This window comes from Vibrio sp. vnigr-6D03 (assembly GCF_002835515.1).
Lineage (GTDB): Bacteria > Pseudomonadota > Gammaproteobacteria > Enterobacterales > Vibrionaceae > Vibrio > Vibrio penaeicida.
In genome coordinates, this window is sequence record NZ_PIZL01000007.1 from 1 (window position 1) to 23,968 (window position 23,968).

20 protein-coding genes and 1 riboswitch are annotated in these 23,968 nt (G+C 44.1%); of the genes, 3 read left to right on the forward strand and 17 right to left on the reverse strand.

The annotated features are described in order from the left end of the window. Positions 1-351: 351 nt before the first annotated feature. The 9 genes from CW749_RS05600 to CW749_RS05640 form a co-directional block, all read right to left on the reverse strand. Positions 352-1,152 (reverse strand): helix-turn-helix domain-containing protein, encoded by an 801-nt coding sequence (locus CW749_RS05600; RefSeq protein ID WP_101111068.1) that lies wholly within the window; start codon positions 1,150-1,152, stop codon positions 352-354. A gap of 190 nt (positions 1,153-1,342) precedes the next feature. Next, positions 1,343-2,593, reverse strand: a complete 1,251-nt coding sequence (locus CW749_RS05605; RefSeq protein WP_101111069.1) for an HD-GYP domain-containing protein — start codon at positions 2,591-2,593, stop codon at positions 1,343-1,345. 265 nt (positions 2,594-2,858) lie between these two features. Further along, the gene (locus tag CW749_RS05610; RefSeq protein WP_101111070.1) at positions 2,859-3,683 is read right to left on the reverse strand and encodes an HDOD domain-containing protein; all 825 of its coding nucleotides are present in this window, start codon (positions 3,681-3,683) and stop codon (positions 2,859-2,861) included. Between the two features lie 115 nt (positions 3,684-3,798). Next, positions 3,799-4,800 (reverse strand): LacI family DNA-binding transcriptional regulator, encoded by a 1,002-nt coding sequence (locus CW749_RS05615; protein WP_101111071.1) that lies wholly within the window; start codon positions 4,798-4,800, stop codon positions 3,799-3,801. Positions 4,801-4,934: 134 nt separating this feature from the next. After that, the gene (chbG, locus tag CW749_RS05620) at positions 4,935-5,675 is read right to left on the reverse strand and encodes a chitin disaccharide deacetylase (RefSeq protein WP_101111072.1); all 741 of its coding nucleotides are present in this window, start codon (positions 5,673-5,675) and stop codon (positions 4,935-4,937) included. Between the two features lie 30 nt (positions 5,676-5,705). After that, positions 5,706-7,025, reverse strand: coding sequence for a 6-phospho-beta-glucosidase (locus tag CW749_RS05625; protein ID WP_101111073.1), 1,320 nt, complete (start codon positions 7,023-7,025; stop codon positions 5,706-5,708). 9 nt (positions 7,026-7,034) lie between these two features. Continuing rightward, entirely contained in the window at positions 7,035-7,346 is a 312-nt protein-coding gene (locus CW749_RS05630; protein ID WP_101111074.1) for a PTS lactose/cellobiose transporter subunit IIA, read from the reverse strand. A 57-nt stretch (positions 7,347-7,403) separates the two neighbouring features. After that, positions 7,404-8,738, reverse strand: coding sequence for a PTS sugar transporter subunit IIC (locus CW749_RS05635; RefSeq protein WP_101111075.1), 1,335 nt, complete (start codon positions 8,736-8,738; stop codon positions 7,404-7,406). 85 nt (positions 8,739-8,823) lie between these two features. Then, positions 8,824-9,129 carry a PTS sugar transporter subunit IIB gene (locus CW749_RS05640; protein WP_101111076.1) on the reverse strand — a complete coding sequence of 102 codons (306 nt, stop codon included), beginning with the start codon at positions 9,127-9,129 and terminating at the stop codon, positions 8,824-8,826. 565 nt (positions 9,130-9,694) lie between these two features. Here CW749_RS05640 and CW749_RS05645 point away from each other — a divergent pair. Further along, positions 9,695-10,093, forward strand: coding sequence for a DUF2170 family protein (locus CW749_RS05645; RefSeq protein WP_101111077.1), 399 nt, complete (start codon positions 9,695-9,697; stop codon positions 10,091-10,093). 1 nt (position 10,094) lies between these two features. Here the strand turns inward: CW749_RS05645 and thiQ are convergent, their stop codons facing one another. The 5 genes from thiQ to mpl form a co-directional block, all read right to left on the reverse strand. Continuing rightward, positions 10,095-10,799, reverse strand: coding sequence for a thiamine ABC transporter ATP-binding protein (thiQ, locus tag CW749_RS05650; RefSeq protein ID WP_101111258.1), 705 nt, complete (start codon positions 10,797-10,799; stop codon positions 10,095-10,097). Then, on the reverse strand, positions 10,792-12,387 hold the full coding sequence (thiP, locus tag CW749_RS05655; RefSeq protein ID WP_180958333.1) for a thiamine/thiamine pyrophosphate ABC transporter permease ThiP: 1,596 nt from the start codon (positions 12,385-12,387) through the stop codon (positions 10,792-10,794). The genes thiQ and thiP overlap by 8 nt, the downstream gene beginning before the upstream one ends. A 67-nt stretch (positions 12,388-12,454) precedes the next feature. Further along, positions 12,455-13,447 (reverse strand): thiamine ABC transporter substrate binding subunit, encoded by a 993-nt coding sequence (gene thiB / locus CW749_RS05660; RefSeq protein WP_101111078.1) that lies wholly within the window; start codon positions 13,445-13,447, stop codon positions 12,455-12,457. A gap of 45 nt (positions 13,448-13,492) precedes the next feature. Further along, positions 13,493-13,624, reverse strand: a riboswitch (TPP riboswitch). 65 nt (positions 13,625-13,689) lie between these two features. Further along, on the reverse strand, positions 13,690-14,313 hold the full coding sequence (locus tag CW749_RS05665; RefSeq protein ID WP_101111079.1) for a flavin prenyltransferase UbiX: 624 nt from the start codon (positions 14,311-14,313) through the stop codon (positions 13,690-13,692). Positions 14,314-14,346: 33 nt separating this feature from the next. Then, positions 14,347-15,711, reverse strand: coding sequence for a UDP-N-acetylmuramate:L-alanyl-gamma-D-glutamyl-meso-diaminopimelate ligase (gene mpl / locus CW749_RS05670; protein WP_101111080.1), 1,365 nt, complete (start codon positions 15,709-15,711; stop codon positions 14,347-14,349). A 349-nt stretch (positions 15,712-16,060) separates the two neighbouring features. On the opposite strand from mpl, the gene fbp reads away from it, so the two are divergent. Together fbp and ppa are read left to right on the forward strand one after the other, a co-directional pair. Continuing rightward, entirely contained in the window at positions 16,061-17,071 is a 1,011-nt protein-coding gene (fbp, locus tag CW749_RS05675) for a class 1 fructose-bisphosphatase (RefSeq protein ID WP_101111081.1), read from the forward strand. Positions 17,072-17,296: 225 nt separating this feature from the next. Continuing rightward, positions 17,297-17,827: an inorganic diphosphatase gene (ppa, locus tag CW749_RS05680; RefSeq protein ID WP_101111082.1), complete on the forward strand. Its 531-nt coding sequence runs from the start codon at positions 17,297-17,299 to the stop codon at positions 17,825-17,827. A gap of 168 nt (positions 17,828-17,995) precedes the next feature. Here ppa and CW749_RS05685 read toward each other — a convergent pair whose 3' ends face one another. Genes CW749_RS05685 through CW749_RS05695 form a run of 3 tightly spaced genes read right to left on the reverse strand, consistent with a single transcriptional unit; the run spans position 17,996 to position 23,847 of the window. After that, on the reverse strand, positions 17,996-18,343 hold the full coding sequence (locus CW749_RS05685) for a gamma-glutamylcyclotransferase (RefSeq protein ID WP_101111083.1): 348 nt from the start codon (positions 18,341-18,343) through the stop codon (positions 17,996-17,998). A 24-nt stretch (positions 18,344-18,367) separates the two neighbouring features. After that, positions 18,368-22,135: a translocation/assembly module TamB domain-containing protein gene (locus CW749_RS05690; RefSeq protein WP_101111084.1), complete on the reverse strand. Its 3,768-nt coding sequence runs from the start codon at positions 22,133-22,135 to the stop codon at positions 18,368-18,370. After that, entirely contained in the window at positions 22,132-23,847 is a 1,716-nt protein-coding gene (locus CW749_RS05695; RefSeq protein WP_101111085.1) for an autotransporter assembly complex family protein, read from the reverse strand. Before CW749_RS05695 ends, CW749_RS05690 begins: the two co-directional genes overlap by 4 nt. Positions 23,848-23,968: the final 121 nt, after the last annotated feature.

The following is a 23,968-nucleotide window of genomic DNA, read 5'->3' on the forward strand; positions in this document are numbered from 1 at the left end:
AGGTCTATATTGTTAAAGAGCTTTCTTCGTAAGTCGCTAAGCTTCCTTGCGAAGAGGCGGTCATTCTAGCGAGATAATTATCAGTGTCAAACACTTTTTCTTTTTTAATTTCCCTTTTTTCAAAGGAGAAACAAATTATCTATTTTTTAGCTAGAAGCCTAACTGACATTTAACGCTGAAGCCTTGTGGCGTCTGCCGTGTCAGTGAGGCGGCATTATAGGGAGTTATTTGAGGTTGGCAATACTAAAAAGACATTTTTTTGGAAATAAAGAGCCGTATGAACAACTTTTATACGAATCCAATTTTACCCCCTTTATTCACACAATTTACCCACACTTACCTGTGGATAAATCAAAGATTTCCGTCTTCACTGATCATATTTTTGACCCGATTGAGCACGTCATTAGGTAAAGGACCAATTCCATCAGAAAAAAGTACCTTCTTATACTTCGTTTCGAAGAACATCATATTACGTAAATGTTGGGGCTCGGTTCTTCCATGCTCCATGTTTTCATTATGCGTCCGAAGAATCTCTTCATTTAACTTAGTTTCGATGGCTTCAAGCTGCTCATCTGATAAATACATTCGCCCACATATCACTTTCGCAGCGTCTTTGGCTTCCAACGCCTGCTGTTTCAAGCTTTTTAGATATTGCAGACCCAGCTTTGAAGTACTGGACATTTGATAATGATAAGGACCAATAAAAGAGAAACGGTTACTTTCACCTAACTGAATCAGACCTAGGATTTCTAACGCTCTCAAATAAAGATAGGTACACGCGTCATCCAGCCCGTATTCTTCCTGCATAAGATGCAGCTCATTTTCTCTATGACGAAGTTCACGGTAGAAGTCGTATAGCTGAGGAAATTCAAAAAATACGTCATCTTGAATCTCATTGAAGAAGTTCTCGTTCTTGAATTGAAGTTTAAGCGCGACTTGGTGAAGTTCCGAAAGGTTGATACCAGCGCCCACACAGTAGGTCAGTAACTTTTCTAGAGGAATAGAAGAATTGTGAAGATGTCTTTTTAAAGATGAAAGTGGCACACCAAGCTGCTGCGCCAAAGTATTGTAGGTAATGCCTTCATCTTTTATTGTTTGTCGCAAAGCCATGAGCAGGTATTCTGGCTTTGCTGTTTGTGTCGTTGACTGCATAGTTACACTCCAATGTACAAAGGATTCCACAACGTCTCGTTGCTATGAACCCAAGCATCTGTATAGATGGTTATAAAATCAGAGCATCTTTCGTTTGCCAAGTGTCTGCATTTAAAACTAAGGTTGAAGTCAAACACATGACAAACTAGTGACTACAATACATCCATTTTGTAGCCATTTTGAGAAGACATCACGCGTCACTCTCAAAGTAATAAGATATCCGAGTCCTTGGATTTAAGTATTCCCTAACCTTGTCTGGAAGCTTGTTCGGTAAGATAGCCGAAACAATTTTCAGATCGCTGTCTGCAAGATCAAGGATAGGCGCCTGATTTCGAGGCACGTTAGAATCATAAAGTAATACGTTCGGGTAGAGAATATTCTGGGCGTTAACAGAAATGACCAACCCTACCATTTCATTAGACAACTGGACGACGGTTCCTGGTGGATACACTCCCATAAACTTTATGAGAATATTCAGGTTTTCATTATTATATAGATGTTTGCATTTCTTATAGAGATGAGACAGCGCGCTGAATGGAATCTTCTGATCTGCCTCTATTCTTGGGTGACATAAATTATCATAGGCATTAGCAAGTGCTACTATCTGCGCATACGCATCAATTTGGTCGCCCTTTAATCCGTCCGGATAGCCACTACCATCGGTACACTCATGGTGTTGTGTAATGATGCGTTTGGCACTCGAAGGAAAATCTTCAATTTTTTCTGCTATTTCCAGACCATACTTAGTGTGGAGCTTCAGGTAATTCACTTCCGGAGCCAACAATTTGGTTTTCTTGTTGATTATTGCAGATGGCACTCGCACTTTACCCATATCGTGGAACAGGGCGCCAAATGCAATTTCTTTGATTTGCTCGGCTTTGAATCCTTTGCTTTTACTGATCATCATTGCAATAACTGCAACGTTCAGAGAATGAAAGTAAATATCTTGGAACTTACTCTTCCCACTCATTAGATGCAGTGTAACGTTGTTATCCGCCAAGAGTTTGTCGACAATTTCGTCCACCATAATGGTGGCTTCATTAACGGCATCAGCTGGTCGATTGCGGATTTTACTCATCACAGATCGAAGTTGTGATAAAGAACGTTCGAATTCTTTCTCGCATTTACTTACACGCCTACGGTAGGCGTTTAGCTTTTCAATTCGAGCTTGTTTTTCTTCCCACATTTTTTTCTTAGCTAGCTCAAGTTCGCTTTCTTGCTCTACGTTGTCTGAGCTTTCATTTGCAGGTAATGGTTCAGCGTCACTTTGAAGTGGATTGATATAGACGTGCTTAATCCCCAAGTGACGAATGATGTCCACTTGGTCTTGGGATTTGATCTTAAAGCTATTGAGAAGAAACGGGTGATCTTTCCAATTCACAGGCAGTCTGACATGAAGACCTGGCTGAATGCGATCGACCGTAATTTTTATACTGGCCACACTGAATCGATTTATTCCTAAGTTACGTTTTTTTCGCTGCGAATTGAGCAGAATGACAAATCTAACATTATTAGGAACAAAAGCTCTAATGGCGCTTTACATTACGTTCGCTTAGTTTGATTTTGGTAACATTATGAATAATATTCAGTATGTTATTACACATTCAACACTCTTGGTTTAGTTGGAGGGTTTGCGAATACTCTCCAATTGAGCGTTGACATTATAAAGAAAAAAAGGGGTATCCAAACCCCTTTAATACATTTCGTTACACCATTTGAGCGGCAAGATCCCTTCCTTGCCCTCTAACATTTTCTAAAGTGGGTACAAAAGTGGTTGATAAACCCAGTACTTTTGCGTCTTGGTTTGACTCAATATATTCGAGCCGTTCATCTTCCTCTTCAATATCATCCCAATCGAAATTTATTTGCCTCGCCAAATGCAGAGACCACGCAATTTTAGGTTCTTCTTCCGCTTTTTCTGGATTGAGGCAGTGAGCGATAGAGTCCACCAATTGAGGGGCGAACTTCCACGCCGTCGCCAGTTTAGCACCTAGCTCACAGGCTGAAGTTCCAAGAACATCACGCTGCACTATTTCTGCATCTTCACCTTCATTCACCCGCTCTTGAATTTTTTTTGCTTCTTCTGGCGCTAACGCATGAATCATTAGTTCACCTATATTGTGAAGGATACCGGCGGTGAATACTTGGTTAGGTTCTAGACCAATTTCTTTCGCAATGTTACTCGCGATAGTGGCGACCTCAAATGTATTGTTCCAATATTCAGTCACATCCATTGTTTCAAATTTAGGGAAGGCGCTCGTCAATACTGATACCACGACTAATGTTCTGATCGGTTCGGTCCCTAGACGTATAACAGCTTCATCGATTGAAGCAACCGTTCTGCTTCGTCCAAAGTGAACGGAGTTAGCTAACCTTAAAATACGTGCAGAGACTACCTGTTCCATGGCAATTTTTTGTGAAAGCTCCATCAGGTCGACTTCGTCTCGATTCACCATCTCGACAAGTTCCTGTAAGACTTTTCGAATTTTAGGCAATTCATTTATTCTTGATAATAAGTTCGCTTGATCCATTGAATTCTCCCCAAATTAATGAATGTGCAGTTTTAACTATAGTCTAAGAATGGGGTGTTATTGCTTTACCTACTTTTATCGTTTCTTTCTAGAATCAAGCGTCTATTCACAGCCTTTATGCTTGGAGGGAGGAAACACTTTTTCTTCGGATCAATTCAGGCTCAAACTCTTGTGCAGCACTGGTTTCTTTCCCCTGAATTTTGGCTGTTAGAATTTCTACGGCAGAGCGCGCCATTTTACTAATTGGGAATTGAACAGATGAAACGGTTGGGTAAAAGCTTTCGCAAACGTAAACGCTATCAAAGCTGACTATAGAAATGTCTTGAGGTACTCGAATTTCATTTTCATGAAAATACTGCATTGCACCACTTGTCATTTCCTCACTCGTACAAAATACAGCCGTCAGATCTGGGTTTTGAGATACGAGTTTTTTCGCAGCTAAGTAGCCGCTTTCACGCCCGTAATCTCCTTCTGCTATCAAACTATCGCTCCACGGAATAGTTCGAGAATCCATCGCCTTTATAAATCCAGATAATCGTTTCTTAGCACTGACCCGTTCACTTGGTCCAGCAATACAACCTATGCATGTGTGCCCATTTTCGATTAAATGTGATGTGGCAATAAATGCCGCGTTTTCATGATCAAAGGTGATGCACCTGTCTTCTAGCCCTTCAACAAAACGATCAAGCAACACAAATGGTGTGGGTAGGGAAGCGAGCTCTCGCAACTCTTCATCACTCATATAGCGACTGTGAAGCACATATCCTTCACATCTTAAGTCATGAAAGCGTTGTATCGCTTCTCGCTCGCCTTCTGCGCTGTGGTGCCCTTGAGCGGTGATTAAAAACTTCTTGTGCTTATCCAGTTCATTTTGCACTTGGTCCATCATCTCTCCGAAGAAGCCACCAGTGTAAAATGTGACAAGTAGCCCTGTCATGTTGCTTGAGGCGGTCGCCAAAGAGCGTGCTATCGCACTAGGACGATAGTTAAGCTCTGCCATCGCTTGCTCGACTTTCCTTTTTGTTTCTTCTCTGAACTTCCCTTCACCGTTAATAATCCTAGAGACGGTAGAACGGTTTACGCCAGCCAACAAAGCAACGTCTTTGATTCTCGCCATGCTTTCTCGATTTCCTTTTAATACTGGGGTCTGCTGACCTAATGTGACTCAATCTAACTGAGAAAAAAGCAAGCTGCCAGATTCAAACATTGGAATTAAGGTTTAGGGGGTTCCAAAGTGGCAGCTACTTTATTTTACTGGGTGGACTCCACCAACAACGTAAGGGTAGAGTAATCAGAAACCGTTACTCCCATACCTTTTAGTGAAGATATGAGTTGCGGATCGGTCAGAACCGTTCGTTCTTTTTCTCTTGGAATCACATAGCTGGATATCTGTTCGAGATGTTCATCTATCCTTGCTGGGTGACACATCACTTCAAGGACATCACATCGATCTTTATAGGTCGCAATTAAGGAAAGTAATGCATCCATTGAAACGGTGTCATCAAAAAACTTGTCAGTAAATTGATACCGAACTCCATCAATAGACTGTTCCCTCAATGGAACACCTCGTTCAGCAGCGATTCGTTCAACAATAGGCAATATTTGAGGATGTCTATGCGCATGATGATGGCTATCAATATGGCTTAATGTCAGCCCTAATTCATCGAAATATCGAAGCTGAGCCCGCACTTCTGATTCCACCGCATCTGCGCAAAAGTCCCTGCGCGACCAAAAGTCGGGTTGAACCGGAAAGCACTCATCTTCACCTAACAGATTTGGCAAATTTGTTAATGGCTTTCCTGCAGTAAAACGTAGATGAATCCCTACTTTTAAATTCGGTAACGCTTTTGCCAATTCTACCGCTTCTTTGTCGGCACTCATTCCGACCATAAGTGTTGTTGAATTCACGACACCTTTTAAATGAGCGTCTTTGATTCCTTGGTTTACTCCATGAGTTAAACCAAAATCATCTGCATTGAATATTACGTGCATGCTGTCCTCCTACTTCTGCCATCATACGGGCTAAAGTGCCTCCTTAAATTGAGGCAGATACGGTTTGTTAGTTTGTAATATTTCATCCAATATCGCTTTTGCTTTCGCAATATCAGGAACCAGTGGGTTGTTTGCTAATGCCATTAGACTTTTCTCATAACTGCCTGACACAGCCGCTTCGACGGTAAGTTCTTCATACGCTTTTACTTGATGTATCAAACCGCGAATTTCAGCTGGAAACGGACCGACAGTTAGAGGTTTCGCACCAAAGCTTCCCACAACCGCACTGCATTCAATCACCGCATCGTCCGGCAATGTGTGAATCGTCCCATTATTTCGAACATTGACAACATGTACTGCGTTCAAGTTATTGTGAATCGCATCAACAAGATTGAGAGAAGCATCAGAATAATACGCGCCCCCTCGTTGTTCCAATTGCTCTGGTTTATGAGCGAGATTGACATCACGATAAAGTTCAAACAGCTCTTTTTCAGTTTGCATAACTTGTTCTGCACGAGTGCCAATTTCTTGAGCGGATTGCTTTTCTTCTTCTAACATCGCTTCTGTTTGATAAAAATAGCGATGATACGGACAAGGGATTACACCTAGGGCATATAAGAAATCGGGATCCCACGGTTCTTCAAAAATATTTTTCATACTGAAGTTGGCACCATCCCCTACTTTCTCCAATACGGTTTCGGTAATGTCTTCGCCATGTAGCCAAACTTGGTGAACCCAAACAAGGTGGTTTAACCCTGCGAATTCCAATTGAAGATCGTCTGGCTGACAATCCATCATTTCTGCGACCATCATTTTCATGGAGACAGGTACATTGCACAGCCCGATGCTTTTTACGTTGGTATGTCGCTGCACAGCTTCAGTGACCAACCCAGCAGGGTTTGTAAAATTCAACATCCAAGCGTTGGGCGCCAGCTCTTCAATGTCTCGACATATATCCAGTATCACAGGGATAGTTCTTAACGCCTTAGCAAATCCCCCTGGTCCAGTGGTTTCCTGCCCTATAACATCGTATTTCAGTGGAATTCTTTCATCATTCGCCCGAGCTTGAAGCCCACCTACTCGAAATTGAGTCATGACAAAGTCAGCATCTTTAATTGCGCTTCTTCGATCTAATGATGCTTTTATCTCAATGTCTGCACCTACTTTTTCAACCATACGCTTTGAAAGTGCAGCGATGATTTCCAGTTTCTCTTGCCCTTCTTCAACATCAACAAAATGGATTTCTCTCACAGGCAAACGATCGATTCGAGTGAGAACGCCTTCTACCAATTCCGGGGTATAGCTACTCCCCCCACCAATAATCGCAAGTTTCAGAGCCTTTCTAGCCATTATCATTACCTACCTTTTTGCCAACTGTTCGTGAAGTACAACCATTTCTGTTGCCATTTCATGTGCCAATATTGTCGTCATTAAATGGTCTTGGGCATGTACCATGACTAATGTCATCGGCACTTTCCCCTCACCTTGATCCGCTTCGATAAGCTGAGTTTGAGTAAGGTGTGCTTGGTTCAAGCATTCTTTTGCCTGACTTAGGGAAGATTTGGCGTGGCTCAATTCACCCGCTCTCGCTTTTGCAAGCGCTTCAAAACATAAACTTCTGGCTTCACCTGCATTACAGATAATGTCCATTACAACTGCTTCTTGTTCCATTTTTCTCTCCAAATTCTAGAGCCTGACGAGCCGTCGCCAGGCTCCAAATACAATTAGTTAAGCGGTGACACCTTCTCCACGAGCAGGTGTTGCTGATTCTTCTGTTGTTTCAGACTGCTCTTCTTGGGCAAGAAGCTCGCGCTCAAATATTTTGAAGAACGGGTAATAAAGAACGATATCGATAACAAACAACACGGCAACGAGAAGTACAGGTGTTAATGTCCAGCCCGCTCCCCAAGATGCGCCTATGATGGCTGGCGTCGTCCATGGCATTGTCGCCACCCCCATTCCAACAAAACCGGTATGGACAGCAATATACGCAATCGTTGCATTAATGATTGGCACAACAACAAACGGTAAGAACAGTGTTGGGTTCATAACTATTGGGCTACCAAAAATAACCGGCTCGTTGATTTGGAATAGACCCGGAACCGCACTCATTCTTCCCAAACTTTTCAGGTGAGCGGAGCGGCTGAATGACATCAACGCAACTAACGCCAACGTTGCGCCAGAGCCGCCAATAAAGATATAGAAATCCCAGAATGGCTGAGTAAAGACGTTAGGTACTTCTTCACCTGCAACAAATGCTTCAATGTTAACGGTAAGGTTCGTGAGGAAAATAGGGCCAAGTAAACCAACAACTATGGCCGCACCGTGAATACCAGCAAACCACAATAGCTGGCACAACAGCAAAGCGCCGATAATCGCTGGTAGCGTATTTGAGGCACTCACCAATGGTTTGAACGCTTCCATAATCGCTTGAGGAAGCAACATGTCGTGCTGTGTTTGCAACCAAATACTAAGCGGGTACAACGTTAGGAATACAACCAATACTGGCAGTAGCACTTCAAAAGATCGTTGAATAGCAGGCGGAACCTGTTCTGGCATCCGGATCGTAATGTTGTATTTCTTCATTACACGGTAAAGCTCTACAGCAAAGAACCCAGAAAGTACGGCAGTAAACACCCCCGTACCACCAAGGTATTGCATGGATAACATGCCTTCTTTTGCAGGAGCCGCTACCAGTAAAAAACTCATTAATGCGAGAGCGGCACTGGTAATGCCATCCATTCCGTACGATTTCGCTAAGCTGTAAGCTACCCCCATGGATACAAATAATCCCATCAGGGCCATCGACATAAAGTGAGGCATCATAATGGTGTCGAAATGCGTCGAAGCAAAATTAAGCCAAGCACGCCCGAATCCATTCGTGGTATCTTGATCAAATGGTGGAAACGCAAAAATTAAAATAAAGCTTCCGACAATAATAAAAGGCATCGCGACAATAAAACCGTCTCTCATTGCCCTAACATGCCGTTGTGCGCCAACTTTTGCAGCCAAGGGCGCAATATGTTGTTCTACAACTTTCATCATTGCTTCATAAATCTTCATAATTAAAACCCATATTTTGGATATAAGAGCCCCTTCCCGATTAATTAATATAATCAGGTTTTATAAGGCTTAAATTAAATTCGTTTTACTTAATCAGTGAGAGTGCTTGTTTTAAGACTTCATCACCTTTCATCATTCCGTAGGTTTGAGGAGGTATCGCAGCGATGTTAATACCATGCTGATCCGTCACCTTCTTCATTTCCTCCAGCTGGAAACGCACTTGTGGGCCAAGAAGACAAACGTCGTAGTTTTGAATTTCACCTTCAAATGCACTGACAGACAACGCATCTATCTTGCATTCAATCCCTTGTTCCGTTGCGGCTGCTTCCATTTTCTTAACTAGCATACTCGTAGACATACCTGCGCTGCAGCAAAGCAATATCCTTTTCATAACTCACTCCAGTTGATCAATTAATGAACTATAAAAACTCTATCAAAAACTGGATTAACAAAAAAGCGCAACCGGTTGCATTTTGCGTGAAGAATATCCCAATTTAATAAATATTGGATAAGAAAGATCCGGATATTATTTATTTTGTTACCTAAAATAAATTAAATGAGAGAAAAGGTTTCAAATGGTCAGGAATAAAAGTAAATTGATAAACGAGTAAAAAGTTATTCACTAAACTTATAATAAACGGATTTTTAACCTAACGTTTCACGCTTATTTTAATTAGAAATAAACGTGATTCCCTCCCCATAGAATTCGTAAAAAAAGAATAAAGAGTGATGCATATCCCAATAATCATGACTGCTGAAAAAAATATAAATATAAATTGGAAAGCAACATTTATAACTTGCCTAAAAATACGCTTACTATAACAAGTAGATATATTGACACTATTCGTAACAATAGAGGTTTCATTGACAACAAGGCACAATTATCGTGTGTTGCCATAAGTCACTTATTCTCTATACTCCATGACCTTACCAGCTGATTTTAAAGGATTATTATTGTGTCATGGACATTAGGCGGACTGCAGAAACTAATAGACACGAGAAGAGGATGGGAAGTTGATTCCATTGATTCAGGAACGCTAATCATCAACAACAAAGAAGACAGCTTAATTGCCTACTTAAGTATTTCTGAACATCAGATCGTCATAGAAAGTATTCTATTCCCAGAACGTAACGTAAAAGACGTTAACGCCCTCAATAAGGAGATCCTACAAACTCACAAACTGATTCCATTAACCAACGTCGGTATAAACAACGTAGACGAGGTGAGCTACTACACTGCATTTGGATCGCTGTCTTCTCAAGCTAAAGAAGAAAGTGTCATCATTGAAGTGGCAACGCTTTTCACAAACGCCGAAGCTTTTATCGACATGTACAACCATCACCTAGAGTATTGATCTACTCACCGGCTTTAACAAATACCGCTATTTCTTGGTTTGAGTTTGTTGCAACTAACTCCTCTATAGGCAATATCGAACGCACCTCCCCTTTTGACATGTAAGCAAATTGAGTGGCAATGGATTTCGCATCGCTAACGTGGTGCGTCACCATCACGATGGCAATGTTTCTCTCTTTGGCTAACGTTTGTACCAGCGAGAGCATTTCTTCACGAATGACAGGGTCAAGCGCTGAGAAAGGTTCATCCAAAAGCCAAATGGAATGAGGCTGAACAAAACATCTCGCCAATGCCACTCGCTGTTTCTGTCCGCCAGAAAGCTGCTCTGGAAGTCGATCCAAAAAGTCACCGATCCCGACCATTACCGCCGCTTCTTCTACCTGCCCTTTCTGTTTTGAAGAAAGCCTTAAGCTAGGTTCTATACCCAACCCTATGTTTTCACGCACGGTTAAGTGAGCAAATAGGTTGTTTTCTTGGAATAACATAGACAAAGGAATCTGGTGTGGCGGTAACCCTAAAACCGATTGCCCCGCGACAAGGATCTGCCCTGACTGTGGCTGAATAAAACCTGCCACCAGCGACAATAACGTAGATTTTCCTGCGCCACTTGGCCCCATCAATGAAACGATATCGCCTTCACTCACATCTAAGTTAAACCTAAACAGCTCATCGTTATAGCGGTAATGCACATCTTGTAAACTAAGAATGGTCATGGGGAACTCTCTGTTTAAATAGGGCTTCAACAAGTGAAAAGCTCAACACACTCAGAAGTAAAAGGCACAAAGAAACCACTGCTGCCGCTTCCATTTGGTAGCTTCCAAGTAATTGAAATAAATACAAAGGCAGAGTCCTAAACTCTTGGCTACCAAACAGAGCAATCGCGCTAAGATCGCCCATAGATAGCATAAAGCTTATAGCGAAAGCATGGGCAAAGGGTTTTCGCAGTGCTCGCCACTCCATTAGGCGAAAATGATTCCACCCTCGAATACCTAAACTTGCTGTTAGATATTGATACTGTTGAACCAATTGATACATAGGGAGCGACAATGTTTTGATAACGTAAGGCAATGCCATTAAACAGTTCACTGCAACGACAATCCAAAATGCTAGGCTAAATACGTCGGCTATTTCTCTGATCAATAAAAACAACCCGGTACTGATCACTAAGCCCGGTGTGACGAGGATAATGGTACCCGCCAATTCTATTTTATCGGCACGAAAATGTTGTTTTTTGAGTCGCCATACTCGGCTAGTCGACAAAATCGCTGCGCCCAATAGCAACGCAGAAATACTGGCTAATAAGGCGACCTGAAGCGAGGAAAGCACAGCGTTCCAAAAACGACCATCCGATAATACGATAAATACTTTGCTGTTAAGGCCGCTTAACACAACCATCGTTAGAGGCGGCAACACCAACATCATCACTAAACCTATCCAAATGGTGTCCCAAGCTTTGGCTTTACGGCTATCAGAATACATAGGCAATGGTTTCAGGCTTCCCGAAGTCACAGACAAAGGCTTTGATAGCTTTTGAACACTGATGGCGAGTACGCCACACAACAGCATTTGCCACATGGCTAGCAACGCACCCGTTTGAAGATCAAAATCGAATTTTATCGCTTGATAGATAGCTAATTCGATCGTCGTTGATTTCGGTCCCCCGCCGAGTGCCATAACAGTAGCAAAACTCGTAAAGCAAAGCATAAAGACCAAACCACACACTTGAGGGAGCTGCGTTGCCAATCGAGGCCATTCTACCCAACGAAACTTATTCCAGCGGGACATCCCTAAATGGGCACATAATTTATGTTGCTCTGGCGGGATACTCTCTAACGCTTGAAGCAGTAGCCGCGTTGCATACGGCAGGTTAAAAAACACATGGGCGAGCAAAATGCCGTTCAAACCATAAATTGAAAAAGGCAAAGACATCCCATTATCTTTCAGCCAATCGGCAATCAAACCACTATTGCCATATATGGCTAATATTCCGAATACCCCGACTAAGACTGGTAACACCAACGTGCTCGCAAACAGCTTAAGCAGTAAGCTTCTACCGGGAAATTGTCGGTAAGACAGTGCGTGCGCGACAGGAATAGCAAACCCTACGCTGAGTAATGTAGACAGAAATGCTTGATAAAAGCTGAACTGGGTAACATGGCGATAATATGGATCAGACCATATTTGGAGAGGATTCAGAGAAGGCGCATTTGACAATAATGCCCACAAAGCGGAAACAACAAAGATTAAGATAACCGTCGCGAAGACTATCCCGACTTTAGGTACATTTCGAATCACAGCAGAATGAGCCTATGCATATACAAGCAAGCCACGCATTATGCATGGCTTGTCGATAATGTAAAACTTAGAAAGTCAGGGCGTTTTGCCATTCCTTAATCCACGATTTTCTGCTCTCAGCGACTTCATCTGAAGAGAAAGACAAGGCTTTCGCTGGAACGGTTAACGTGTTGTAGCCTTCAGGAAGTTCAACTGCAGTTACTGGGTACATCCAGTTGCCTGTTGGCATCGCAGATTGGAACTCATCGCTTAGAATGAACGCCATAAATTCGTCGGCTAATTTTTGATTCTCACTCGCCTTCACTTTTGCCGCGACTTCAATCTGAGTGTAATGACCTTCAGCAAAATTGGCAGCAGCGTATTTCGCGTCTTTTTCTGCAATTAAGTGATACGCCGGAGATGTTGTATATGAGAGTACAAGATCGGACTCGCCTTCCAAGAACATTGAGTACGCTTCAGACCAGCCTTTCGTTACAGTGACGGTTTTCTTGGCCAGTTGTTTCCATGCATCCGTCGTATTGTCGCCATACACCGATTTCATCCACAGCATTAAACCTTGACCAGGCGTCGAGGTGCGTGGATCTTGGTAAATCACTTTAAGATCATCACGCTTTTCAACCAGCTCTTTTAGGCTCTTGGGTGGGTTAGTGAGTTTTTCTTTGTTGTAAACAAACGCAAAGTAGCCGTAATCGTAAGGGACAAATGTGCTGTCTTTCCAGCCACCAGGGATCGTCACGTTAGTCGTGTCAACGCTATGTTCGGCAAGCAAACCGCTTTTCTTTGCCTCAGCCATTAGATTGTTATCAAGACCAAGAACGATATCCGCTTTGCTGTTTTTACCTTCAAGGCGTAAGCGATTGAGAATGGTCACGCCATCGTCAAGTGCAACAAACTCTAGATTACATCCGCATTGAGCTTCAAACGCTTTTTCGACCGTTGGACCCGGTCCCCAATCCGCAGCAAAAGAGTCGTACGTGTAAACCGTTAGCGTATTTTCTGCGGCGAATGCCGGTGTGGCAGCAAGTGTAGCAAGTGCTACGGTAGTCAGTGCGTATTTCACTGGTCGCTCCTATCCATTGTTGAGCGGCACAGGTGTTGAGAGGGGTAAATTTCCGCGCTCAATTCCTACGCCAGTATTATCTGGTTCAGGTGTACGGGTTCAAACCAAAGGTTTATCTCAGCCATAAGATAGGCGATGCAAACATCGCCTATTCATTTAGCACCCCGATGAGAGTGGCTCTATTTTATCGACTTCTATGAACTTAGCCATATGCAATTACTTCAATCGTTTCTCGATTGTGACTAATTGCGCTGATCATACCCCCAACGAGGGACCAATCCTTGCTCGACACCTAAATGGTCAAGAATGCGTGCAACCATAAAGTCGACTAAGTCATCAATGCTGGTTGGTTGGTGATAAAATCCCGGTGCGGCAGGCATAATGGTGACACCCATTTGCGAGAGCTTGTGCATATTCTCCAAATGCAGAGTAGAAAAAGGCGTTTCACGAACAACCAAAAGTAATTGCCCACGCTCTTTCATGACCACATCGGCAGCACGCTCTATAAGGTTATCCGACATGCCGTGGGCGATGGCAGCCACACTGCCTGCGCTACAAGGGCAAACAACCATTTGTTTCGGTGCTGCCGAACCTGAAGCTACAGGTGAAAACCAATCTTCTTTACCGCAAACGATGAGCTTGTCCGCATCGCATTGAAGGTGTTCAACCAGCTTTTCTTTCGCGCCATCTGGAGAACCAGGAAGTTTCAGCCCGTGTTCCGTTGCCATCACCACTCGCGCGGCGGAAGATATCAACAAATAGACGGTGTAATCTGCGGCGAGTAGGCATTCCAGTAGCCGGAGCCCATAAGGTGCTCCGGATGCCCCAGTAAATGCCAACGTAATGGCTTTATTTTTTTGAGTCATTCTTACTTCTTGCGTTGAAAAATCGATCCACTCTTAGGTTAGCGTATCAGCTGCGAGTGCATTGAGTAACTTATCATGAATCCCACCAAATCCCCCATTGCTCATCACCAATATCTGATCGCCTGGTTTAGCTTCTTCGACGATACGTGTAACCAGCGTATCTATGTCATCGCTGGTCTGTACCGGCTGGTGACATTGACTCGCAACATCGTCGACTGACCATTGAATATTATCTGGCTGAAACAAATAGACGGAATCGGCAGTGCTTAGTGCATTGGCGAGTGTTTCTTTATGGACGCCCATTTTCATCGTGCTGGAGCGAGGTTCTAGCACTGCTAGAATTTTGCCTTCACCAACCTTATTACGTAATCCTTGTAACGTTAGTTCAATGGCGGTTGGATGATGAGCAAAATCATCGTAAACCGTAATACCATTCACTTCGCCTTTCAGCTCTAAGCGTCTTTTTGTATTCACGAATAACGCCAGAGCTTCACATGCTAAGTCAGGCGTAACACCCACGTGCCTCGCCGCCGCTATCGCCATCAGTGCATTATCGACGTTGTGATCACCAATGAGGTTCCAAGAAACCTTGCCAACATGTTTGCCTTGGAAGATAACGTTAAATTCACTGCCGTCTGATTTGATTTTTTCGGATTGCCAGTCGCCATTGAAGCCTGTCTTTTCTTGTTCGCTCCAACAGCCCTGATCAAGCACGCTTTCAAGCGCTTCGTCATTAATTGGGGAAAATATGCGGCCATTTTCAGGCACGGTACGGATCAAATGATGGAACTGTCGCTTAATATCATCCAAGTCGTCGAAGATATCTGCATGATCAAACTCAAGATTATTCATCACCAACGTTCGTGGGTGATAATGAACAAACTTAGAACGTTTATCAAAAAAAGCGCTGTCATACTCATCCGCTTCGACCACGAAAAACATACTTTCACCAAGACGAGACGAAACACCAAAATTGCCTAGCACCCCCCCAACTAAAAATCCGGGCTGATAACCGCAGTGCTCAAGGATCCAAGTTAGCATGCTCGATGTGGTCGTTTTGCCATGCGTTCCGGATACCGCCAACACCCAGCGTTCATGCAACAAAAATTCTTGCAGCCACTGGGGGCCTGATGTGTATTTAAGATTGTGATTCAGTACATATTCTACACAAGGGTTTCCGCGACTCATTGCATTACCAATCACCACCAAGTCTGGCTTCGGCTCCAATTGAGATGGGTCAAACCCCTCTATAATTTCGATACCCTGAGATTCTAATAGCGTGCTCATTGGGGGGTAAACATTGGCATCAGATCCCGTGACTTTATGCCCCATTTGACGAGCTAATACCGCCGCTCCGCCCATAAATGTCCCGCAAATTCCCAAAATATGAATATGCATAAATTACGATTCCTAGTCTGTTTTGACGTCTTTACTGGCTTCTTATCATGCCTGATTTATGTCAGCGAAATGTGAGTATAAAAGTGTGATGTCCAACTAAATTTATTCAAGGATCAGCATGTTACTTCATTACCATTAAAAAGATTCAACTTATACAATAATAAATGAAACCCAGATACCCCTACAATTATCGGGTAGGCAACCCAACTTAGATTGGGACTTTATTGTATCTGAGCTCAACCACACGACCTAGTTTCTTAACTGTGAACCCTTGAGAAACTTGACCTTCCCCAGTCTGCGTCGTCGGTAGCTTAGATCTCAGCCCAGGAAACTGAACAAAGGAACAAACATGTCTGAGATACGCACTCTAGGCGAGTTTATTGTTGAAAAGCAAAACGACTTCGCTCACGCCAGTGGCGATCTATCCTCTCTTCTCGGTTCAATTAAGCTTGCTGCCAAAATTGTAAACCGAGAAATCAACAAAGCGGGTCTTGTCGATATAACGGGTGCCGTCGGCACTGAAAACGTACAGGGCGAAGCTCAGCAAAAGCTTGATGTCTACGCCAACGAAAAATTCAAAGCTGCACTTGAAGCTCGCGATCAGGTTTGTGGTGTCGCCAGTGAAGAAGAAGACGAAGCGGTCGCATTCAATAAAGAACTCAATCAAAATGCGAAGTACGTTGTTTTAATGGATCCACTGGATGGTTCTTCAAACATTGACGTAAACGTTTCCGTCGGCACTATCTTCTCTATTTACAAACGTGTTTCACCTATTGGCACGCCAGCAACAGAAGAAGACTTTTTCCAGCCAGGAGACAAACAAGTCGCGGCTGGTTATATCATTTATGGTTCTTCAACCATGCTGGTATACACCACGGGTAAAGGGGTTCATGGGTTTACTTATGACCCATCACTCGGCGTTTTTTGTCTGTCTCATGAAAATATGATGATCCCTGAAGATGGTTTGATTTACTCCATTAACGAAGGTAACTACATCCGCTTCCCAACAGGTGTGAAAAAGTACATCAAGTACTGTCAGGAAAATTCGCCAGAAGAAGGTCGCCCTTACACGTCCCGCTACATCGGTTCATTGGTGGCTGATTTCCACCGTAACTTGCTTAAAGGCGGTATCTACCTTTACCCAAGTACCCAAAGTCACCCGAATGGAAAACTGCGTTTGTTGTACGAATGCAACCCAATGGCGTTTTTGATTGAACAAGCAGGTGGTGTGGCTTCCGATGGCGTTAACCGCATCATGGAAATCAAACCTACCGAGCTGCACCAGCGCGTGCCTTTCTTTGTGGGTTCTAAAAATATGGTTCGCAAAGTGGAAGAATTTCTTGAATTGAATCAAGACTGAATCCGCCAAGCATAAATACGAGGAATCCCCGCCGGCTTTATTGAGCTGGGCGGGGATTTCTTATTTTTGTTAGTCACACCCCCTCCAAAACCGATGGGCTTACGCTCTAATTTTGGCGCTGACCTAGTCTAAAGTGGATCGTGTTTTGGTCTAAAGTGGAATAGCAGGATACGGTAAATTCGCTTAAGCTATGTACAGTGAAATTCATTAGAAAAGGAAAGCACAATGAGTTTAAACAATGTACCCGCGGGTAAATCGTTGCCTGATGACATTTATGTCGTAATCGAAATTCCAGCAAACGCAGATCCGATCAAATATGAAGTCGATAAAGATTCTGGCGCGGTTTTTGTGGACCGTTTCATGTCTGCCCCCATGTTCTACCCATGCAACTACGGTTATGTAAACCACACCTTATCGCTAGATGGTGACCCAGTGGACGTGCTTGTTCCGACACCGCACCCACTTATTCCCGGCTCTGTTATCCGCTGTCGTCCTGTGGGGGTTTTGAAAATGACCGACGAGTCTGGGGAAGATGCCAAGATTGTAGCCGTACCTCACAGCAAACTCTCAAAAGAGTATGAACATATCCAAGATGTGAATGACATCCCTGAATTACTAAAAGCACAAATTACGCACTTTTTTGAGCGCTACAAAGAGCTTGAATCGGGTAAATGGGTAAAGGTCGATGGCTGGGCAGACGCTGCCGCCGCACGAGAGGAAATCCAGACCTCTTATGATCGAGCGCAGAATAAATAACCTGAACTTGGAACTACTAACCTAAACTTGGAAAAACATACTCTGCTTTGGATAGCATTCCACAAATAAAAAAACAGCCCAGTATCAACTGGGCTGTTTTACTTGAATTGCTTTAACGGTTTTTGGATAAACAAAAAACTCATTCACCGCCAGTACCGTTCTACAGAACTAAAAGCGCTGGCACCAATCGCCCGAGTCGATTGGCTCCGATAACTGGCTGCCATCTTGATAGAGATAGACCCATGCTTCGCCAAATGGAGTCGACATTTTCTCACGGCGGTATTCGTATGGCACATCTTCAAGGTGATCTAACTTTGCCAATATTTGCGCATTGATCCGGTAGATTTCACCGCAGATCTCCTGCTGACCTTGTACCATTCCTGGGTAATGCCCTAAATCGTACAAAGCAAATGCAGGCCCTGTCCGAAACTGGGCAACCAACTCGCACCCTTCCAAAAAGTGATGATTGTCTTCGCCTTGTCGCAACGTCCCATACACAAACACCAGCTGTTCCATCGCACTCTCCATCAGGCTCACGCCTTAATCAAATTCGAACTGGTAAATCAAATCTACCGCACTATCAAGACCAGAAACCGCCTCAACATACAAATCCTGCATCAAGCGATAACGCACGGTAAATTCACCAAGTGAGTTAAAAATACCCACTCCGTAAGTGACTTTCAAGCCGGGTAATATGTACCCGCTCACAGTTACTTGAGAGTCATCACCAGAACCTGCCGTATCCAATTGCAAATCTTGTACACCAAATGCCTGGCCAATCTCTCCGACCACTTTTCCGCTTTTTGCTAAACTCAAGCCGATCAACGTGGTGGTCATTAAGTTTCCACCCGCTTCAGCATCGATGTCTCTACCACGCAATAGGTAAGACAACGCATTGGCTTGCGGCATGGCAGGGTCTGAAAATATCGATACCTGAGGATTATCCGCTGGTCCATCGACACGAATACCCGCGGTGACATCATCTTGGATATTGTCTGGGTTTCGAATGGCGGTGATCACCACATAAGGCTGATCCACAGGACCATTCATCAAAATCTTCCCTTTCTGAATCAGCAAGTCTTGTCCAAATGAGCGATACGAACCATCGAGGATGTTGACTTCCCCAACGACAAAAGGTCCTTTATCACGTTGAGAGACTTTTAAATCCCCTTTTAGGTTACCCAATAGACCAAAAGCACTTAACCGGAAGTCGTCACCAATCTTTACGTTCACATTGGTTTGAATGTTCATTGGCAAAGGCTGCTTTTCTTCTACAGGCTTGAAGTTTTCATCCAGTAATACTTCATCACTGGACACGCCAACCGCACTTGGCGGTAGCTCTTCCACTTCAATGCGCCCCCACGGTAAGTGAATGTCGCCCTCAATTTTAGCGAGCTCAGGCGTCGCTGAAATCTTAAGATCTGGCTTCACTTTAATGTGAACCATTGGCGGTAGCTTCACGTTCAACTCTTCAGCAAAAACGGCTAAGTTGCCACGCCACGCTTTTAGATCTGCCCAGTTTCCATCACCGTCTAAATTGAGCGTGCCATCAGGCGTGTGAATTTGTGCGTTCAGAACTGCATCGTACCCGCTGAAGGCAACGGAGATTTGACCTTCATTGACATCAACAGGAGTAATGTCACCTTTGGCAATCAGTTTCTCGATGACAAAATCACCCTGTAATTTCGGATGAAGCAAGGGGCCACTGAAACTGAGATCAGAATGGATATTGGCATCCGCTTTGCTGAATTCACCCAGCAAAGGCTTGAGCATACCGAGGTGGATATCGCGAATCCCCAACTTGCCATCAATGGTCTGATTGTTGGATTGCACATTTGCAATATTCGCCTGACCATCAATCACACCGTTGTCGACTAAATCCAATGACCAGCGACTTCTTAAGTTATCGTTCTGTAACTCGGCATCTAACGTTATGTTGTTCCACCCAAGTGTGACCGGTGCATCCAACGATTGTGTAACCTGCCCTTCTGGTAAAGAAACAGACACTTTTAGCTCAGGCTTGGCGTTTGGTGCCCAGCTCGCCCACGCTGTCGCATTAACTTCACCTTGAAGGTCGGTTTCCTGTGGGACGAAGCGCTTAATCTGTTCAAAGTTAAACTGCTTAATAGCAATATTCGCCTCACCACTTTCCCCCGCAGAGAGGTCTTTGGTTAAACATAATGACGCATCTTGTTGATTCCAACAATGGGCTTGAACACTTGCCAGATTGGTTGCCATGTTAAAGCCTAATACCGCCTTATCGGCTAATGTCCACGTGCCTTGTTCGGATGTAATTTCTGCGCGTTGTAATTCGCCTTGCCATACCATTTCTGGTTTATCAGTTAACCCACCGACGACCTTCAAACTTGTAGACACCAAATCGGATAACACATCTAACGTAAGCTGATGGGCTTCCTGTGTACCTGAGAATTCTAGATCCACGTTATCGATGTATTGATTTTGCGCTTTCACGTTTTTAACGACTAATGACAAATCGCCTTTCGGAGCAGGTAGAGGTGAGATATCGCCAAATAGAGCAACGGATTCCACCGTCACTTCTTGCTTCCAATCGACTTCGTTAACACTCAATTCTACCTTGATTTGGGGTTCTTCAAATTCACCACGCAAGTTAACTTTGCCGTACATGTGCCCACGAAGTTCCGGAATCGACTTAACAAACTCAGGGAAGTTTAGCTCTACATCCAGCCCCCACTGTTTATCCAATGAGCCCGACACAAATAGGTTATTAGGACCATGAGATAGCTCCAGCCCTTCAGTATGAATGCTAGGTTCACCGCTTTTATTGATGTCCGCAGCATCCAATTGACCATTGATGTACAACGGGTAGTCGCGGATTAAACCCTGGATAGCCAATAGTGGGACACCCACTTTCCAACCACCACTTTCGGTTAAGGAGCCATTGGTCGTGATACTGCCACTGATATTGCCCTCGGCTTCTGGCCATTGTAACCCCGGCTGTATGCTGTCTAAACCGAGCGTAGTGTTCCATTTCACTAACTTGGACCAATCAGCTTCAACCTGACCAGAAACTCGACCACCTAACGTATTGAGAACTAAGCTGTGTACATCGATACTTTCTAATGTGCCGCTCGCTGACGTATCGAGGTCTAAATCCGGAATATCTTTGCCCTGCGCTTTTAACGCAAGGGAGATCTGATACGCATCCAAGTTACCTTTAATATCAATGCTTTCAATGTCTGAACGATAATCGTATTTTCCAGTAAGAGGCCATTGCACTTCCCCTTGTGACAAAGACAGATCGAAAGGCAGAACAGCCTGTAGCGGCTTTAGGTTTCCTTCAAGGTGCGCTTTGATGACGCCCCCAAAATCAGCGTTAAGGTTGAGTTCCGCCACACTACCTTCTGCTTTTAGCGACAAGGTTTGCCCTTTTAACTCAGTCTGATTGAGTTTGGCATTAAGGGTCAATTTCGGAAGGGAGTAATCCCCCTTCAGTTCGATCTCAGTGCTAGCGTCTGCGGTGACTTCTGGCATATCCAAGGCTAGCTTTTCAATGCTGACCAAATGATCGCTCGCTTTCGCTTTTAATCCCAAATGATTCACCTTCACTGGCGATTCACCATGCAAAGCAAAGTTATGAATATCAAACCCTTCTACAACGACATCCAGCGGAATCAATACTTCTGGAAGTTCAATGTCTGCGTTTTTGTCCGTTGCAGCTTTGTCCGTCGACGCTTTTTCGACCGAAGCGTTGGTGTCGGTTGGAGCAAGTGTAATATCGATGCCATCCCACTTTGTTGGGTGCAACGTCAGCACTCGACCTTCCATCGTCGCCGCTGTTGAAAACGACTTCCACTTGATCTCTGTGCCCAACACATCAAGCGCAATATCATTCAACTGAACATGGTTGATTGAGACAGGAATAGGTAACGTGATCTCGGTGAGTGGCTCTGAAGGTGTTGGTTCTTCCTGAGTAGGTACTGTGCCTGTAAGAGCGAAGGATAATGATTCTAGAGCGAGATTATCGATGCACACTCGGGGTTCAAATAAACATTCTGCATCCAGTTCGAGTTGCACTTTCTTAGCGTGTAGTTCGATAAATAAATCGGGATCACTAAAATTGACTTGATGAAGCGTTATACCCGTGAGTATCGCCCCTTCAACTTCGTCTACAGTGAGTTGGGGCAATGCTTTTTGCGCTCCCCACATAGCAAGGTTCAACCCCGCTTGCGTGAACAGTAAGCCACCCAATAGAAGTAACAGAACAAGAACAAAACACGGAATAAAAAGGGCAAAGCGCACTAGCCATTTAGCAACAGTACGGGTCATAGCTCTGGCCCCAACGTAAAGTGAATGGCAAATCTTTCATCAGGTTTTTTATCCAATCCCCAAGCAAAATCTAGCCGGATTGGACCCACAGGCGAAGCCCATCGAATACCCACACCAACACCTTTTTTCCACTCGGGTGTATCTGTCCATGCATCGCCGTAATCAACGAATGTTGCCGCCCACCAATTGCCATAAACTCGATATTGATACTCTAGGCTACTCACAGCTAAGTATTTACCGCCACTGAATTTATCTTCTGGTTGGGTCGTCGGAATATCTTCATACCCATAGCCACGGATGCTGTTATCACCACCAGCGAAGAAACGCAAAGAACGAGGGACTTTGTCAAATTCGCCGGCAAATACACCGCCCGCATCGAAACGCGCTAACCCACGGTGATTTTCACCCACACTGCGAACGATGGCGGTTCGCCCCTGCACTCTTAAAATGCCAGTGTCAGAGAGCAGGCTTTCATTGCCGGCTTCAACGGTAAGCAGGTGCTTGTCTCCCCACATGGGCATTGCGCCACCACGAACACGGGCACGGCTGAAGCTAAATCCCGGCAAAACGAATTTAGAGATACGAGATTGGCCGCGCTCTTCTGAGTCGTCGTATAGGAATCTTACGGAAGCGGTTCTTTGCCAACCCGAATCTAATTTCCAGTGTCGTTTCACCGCTAGGTTATGCTCTAGGCTCTTGGTTTCATATTTATCAGTACGCTTCATTCCGTATTGAATTTCATAATATTCACGTAACACATCTTCTAGCGGAATTTTGTAGCTAGCGGTGATGGCTTGTTCAGGCACAGAAAGAGACATACTGCTGTCTAAGCTATGCCCACGATTATTGAGCCACGGTTTTTTCCAGCTGAGTTTGCCTCGAATACCAATGTCTGTCGAATAGCCTAAGCCTGTTTCTATCTGGTTTTCAGCCTGCGGAGCGAGGTTGATATTCATCGGTAATTCACGCTGTTTTCCGATGTAACTAAGATCGGGTTCAACGTGCACAGAAGAAAACCACTCAGTATTAGATAAGCTCTGATTAAGCTCACCAATATTAGATGCCAGATAAGGATCACCCGCTTCAAAAGGCACGAGTGATCGCACTCGGCTTTCGCGGATTTGACTACCAAAAATTCGAGTCTCACCAAAGTAATAGCGCTGACCACTGGTGAATTCTATGGTGATAAAGGCTTGTTTATGCTCGGGAGAGACCTCTAAACGAGTCTGACCAAACTCGCCATCAAAATAACCTTTTCTTAATGCTAAATTTCGTAAGTTTGATTTGTAAGATTCGTAAGCACTGTGGTTCAACGGCTCACCAACCCCAAGCTTGGCATCATTGCGAAGCTGAATGAAATCAGGATCCGTTGCTGCTTCCCCTGAAATGATCAAATCGCTGGTGCGAATCACCACCACTGGTCCTGGATCAACCAATACCGTAAGGGATTGAGAATCCTCCCCAACTTGAAAAGCAATCTCAGGCTGGTAATGACCTAGTGCCTTCAATGCCTTCTGAATATTATCTTCCACTCGGGATTGAAAACGAAGTGACGTTGAGTATTCGCTAGGATCGATAGCAGATAGATAAGCAGACACGTTGGTGTCCAGCTCTCCTTGTAGCCCTTCTACTTCAAAATCGAAAGCGATTACGGGGAATCCAATAGTAAGTAACCCACACCCTAACAGGCGCGAAATTTGTTTCTTATTCATATCTGACAGCGCAATGTACAACCTTTTTCTCAAGACCGCTCAAAGCTATCAGAAATTGCGTGCGCCACATAGTGTTAAACAGTGGAAACTGATATTGGCTCTAATTACAGAGAAAAGTATG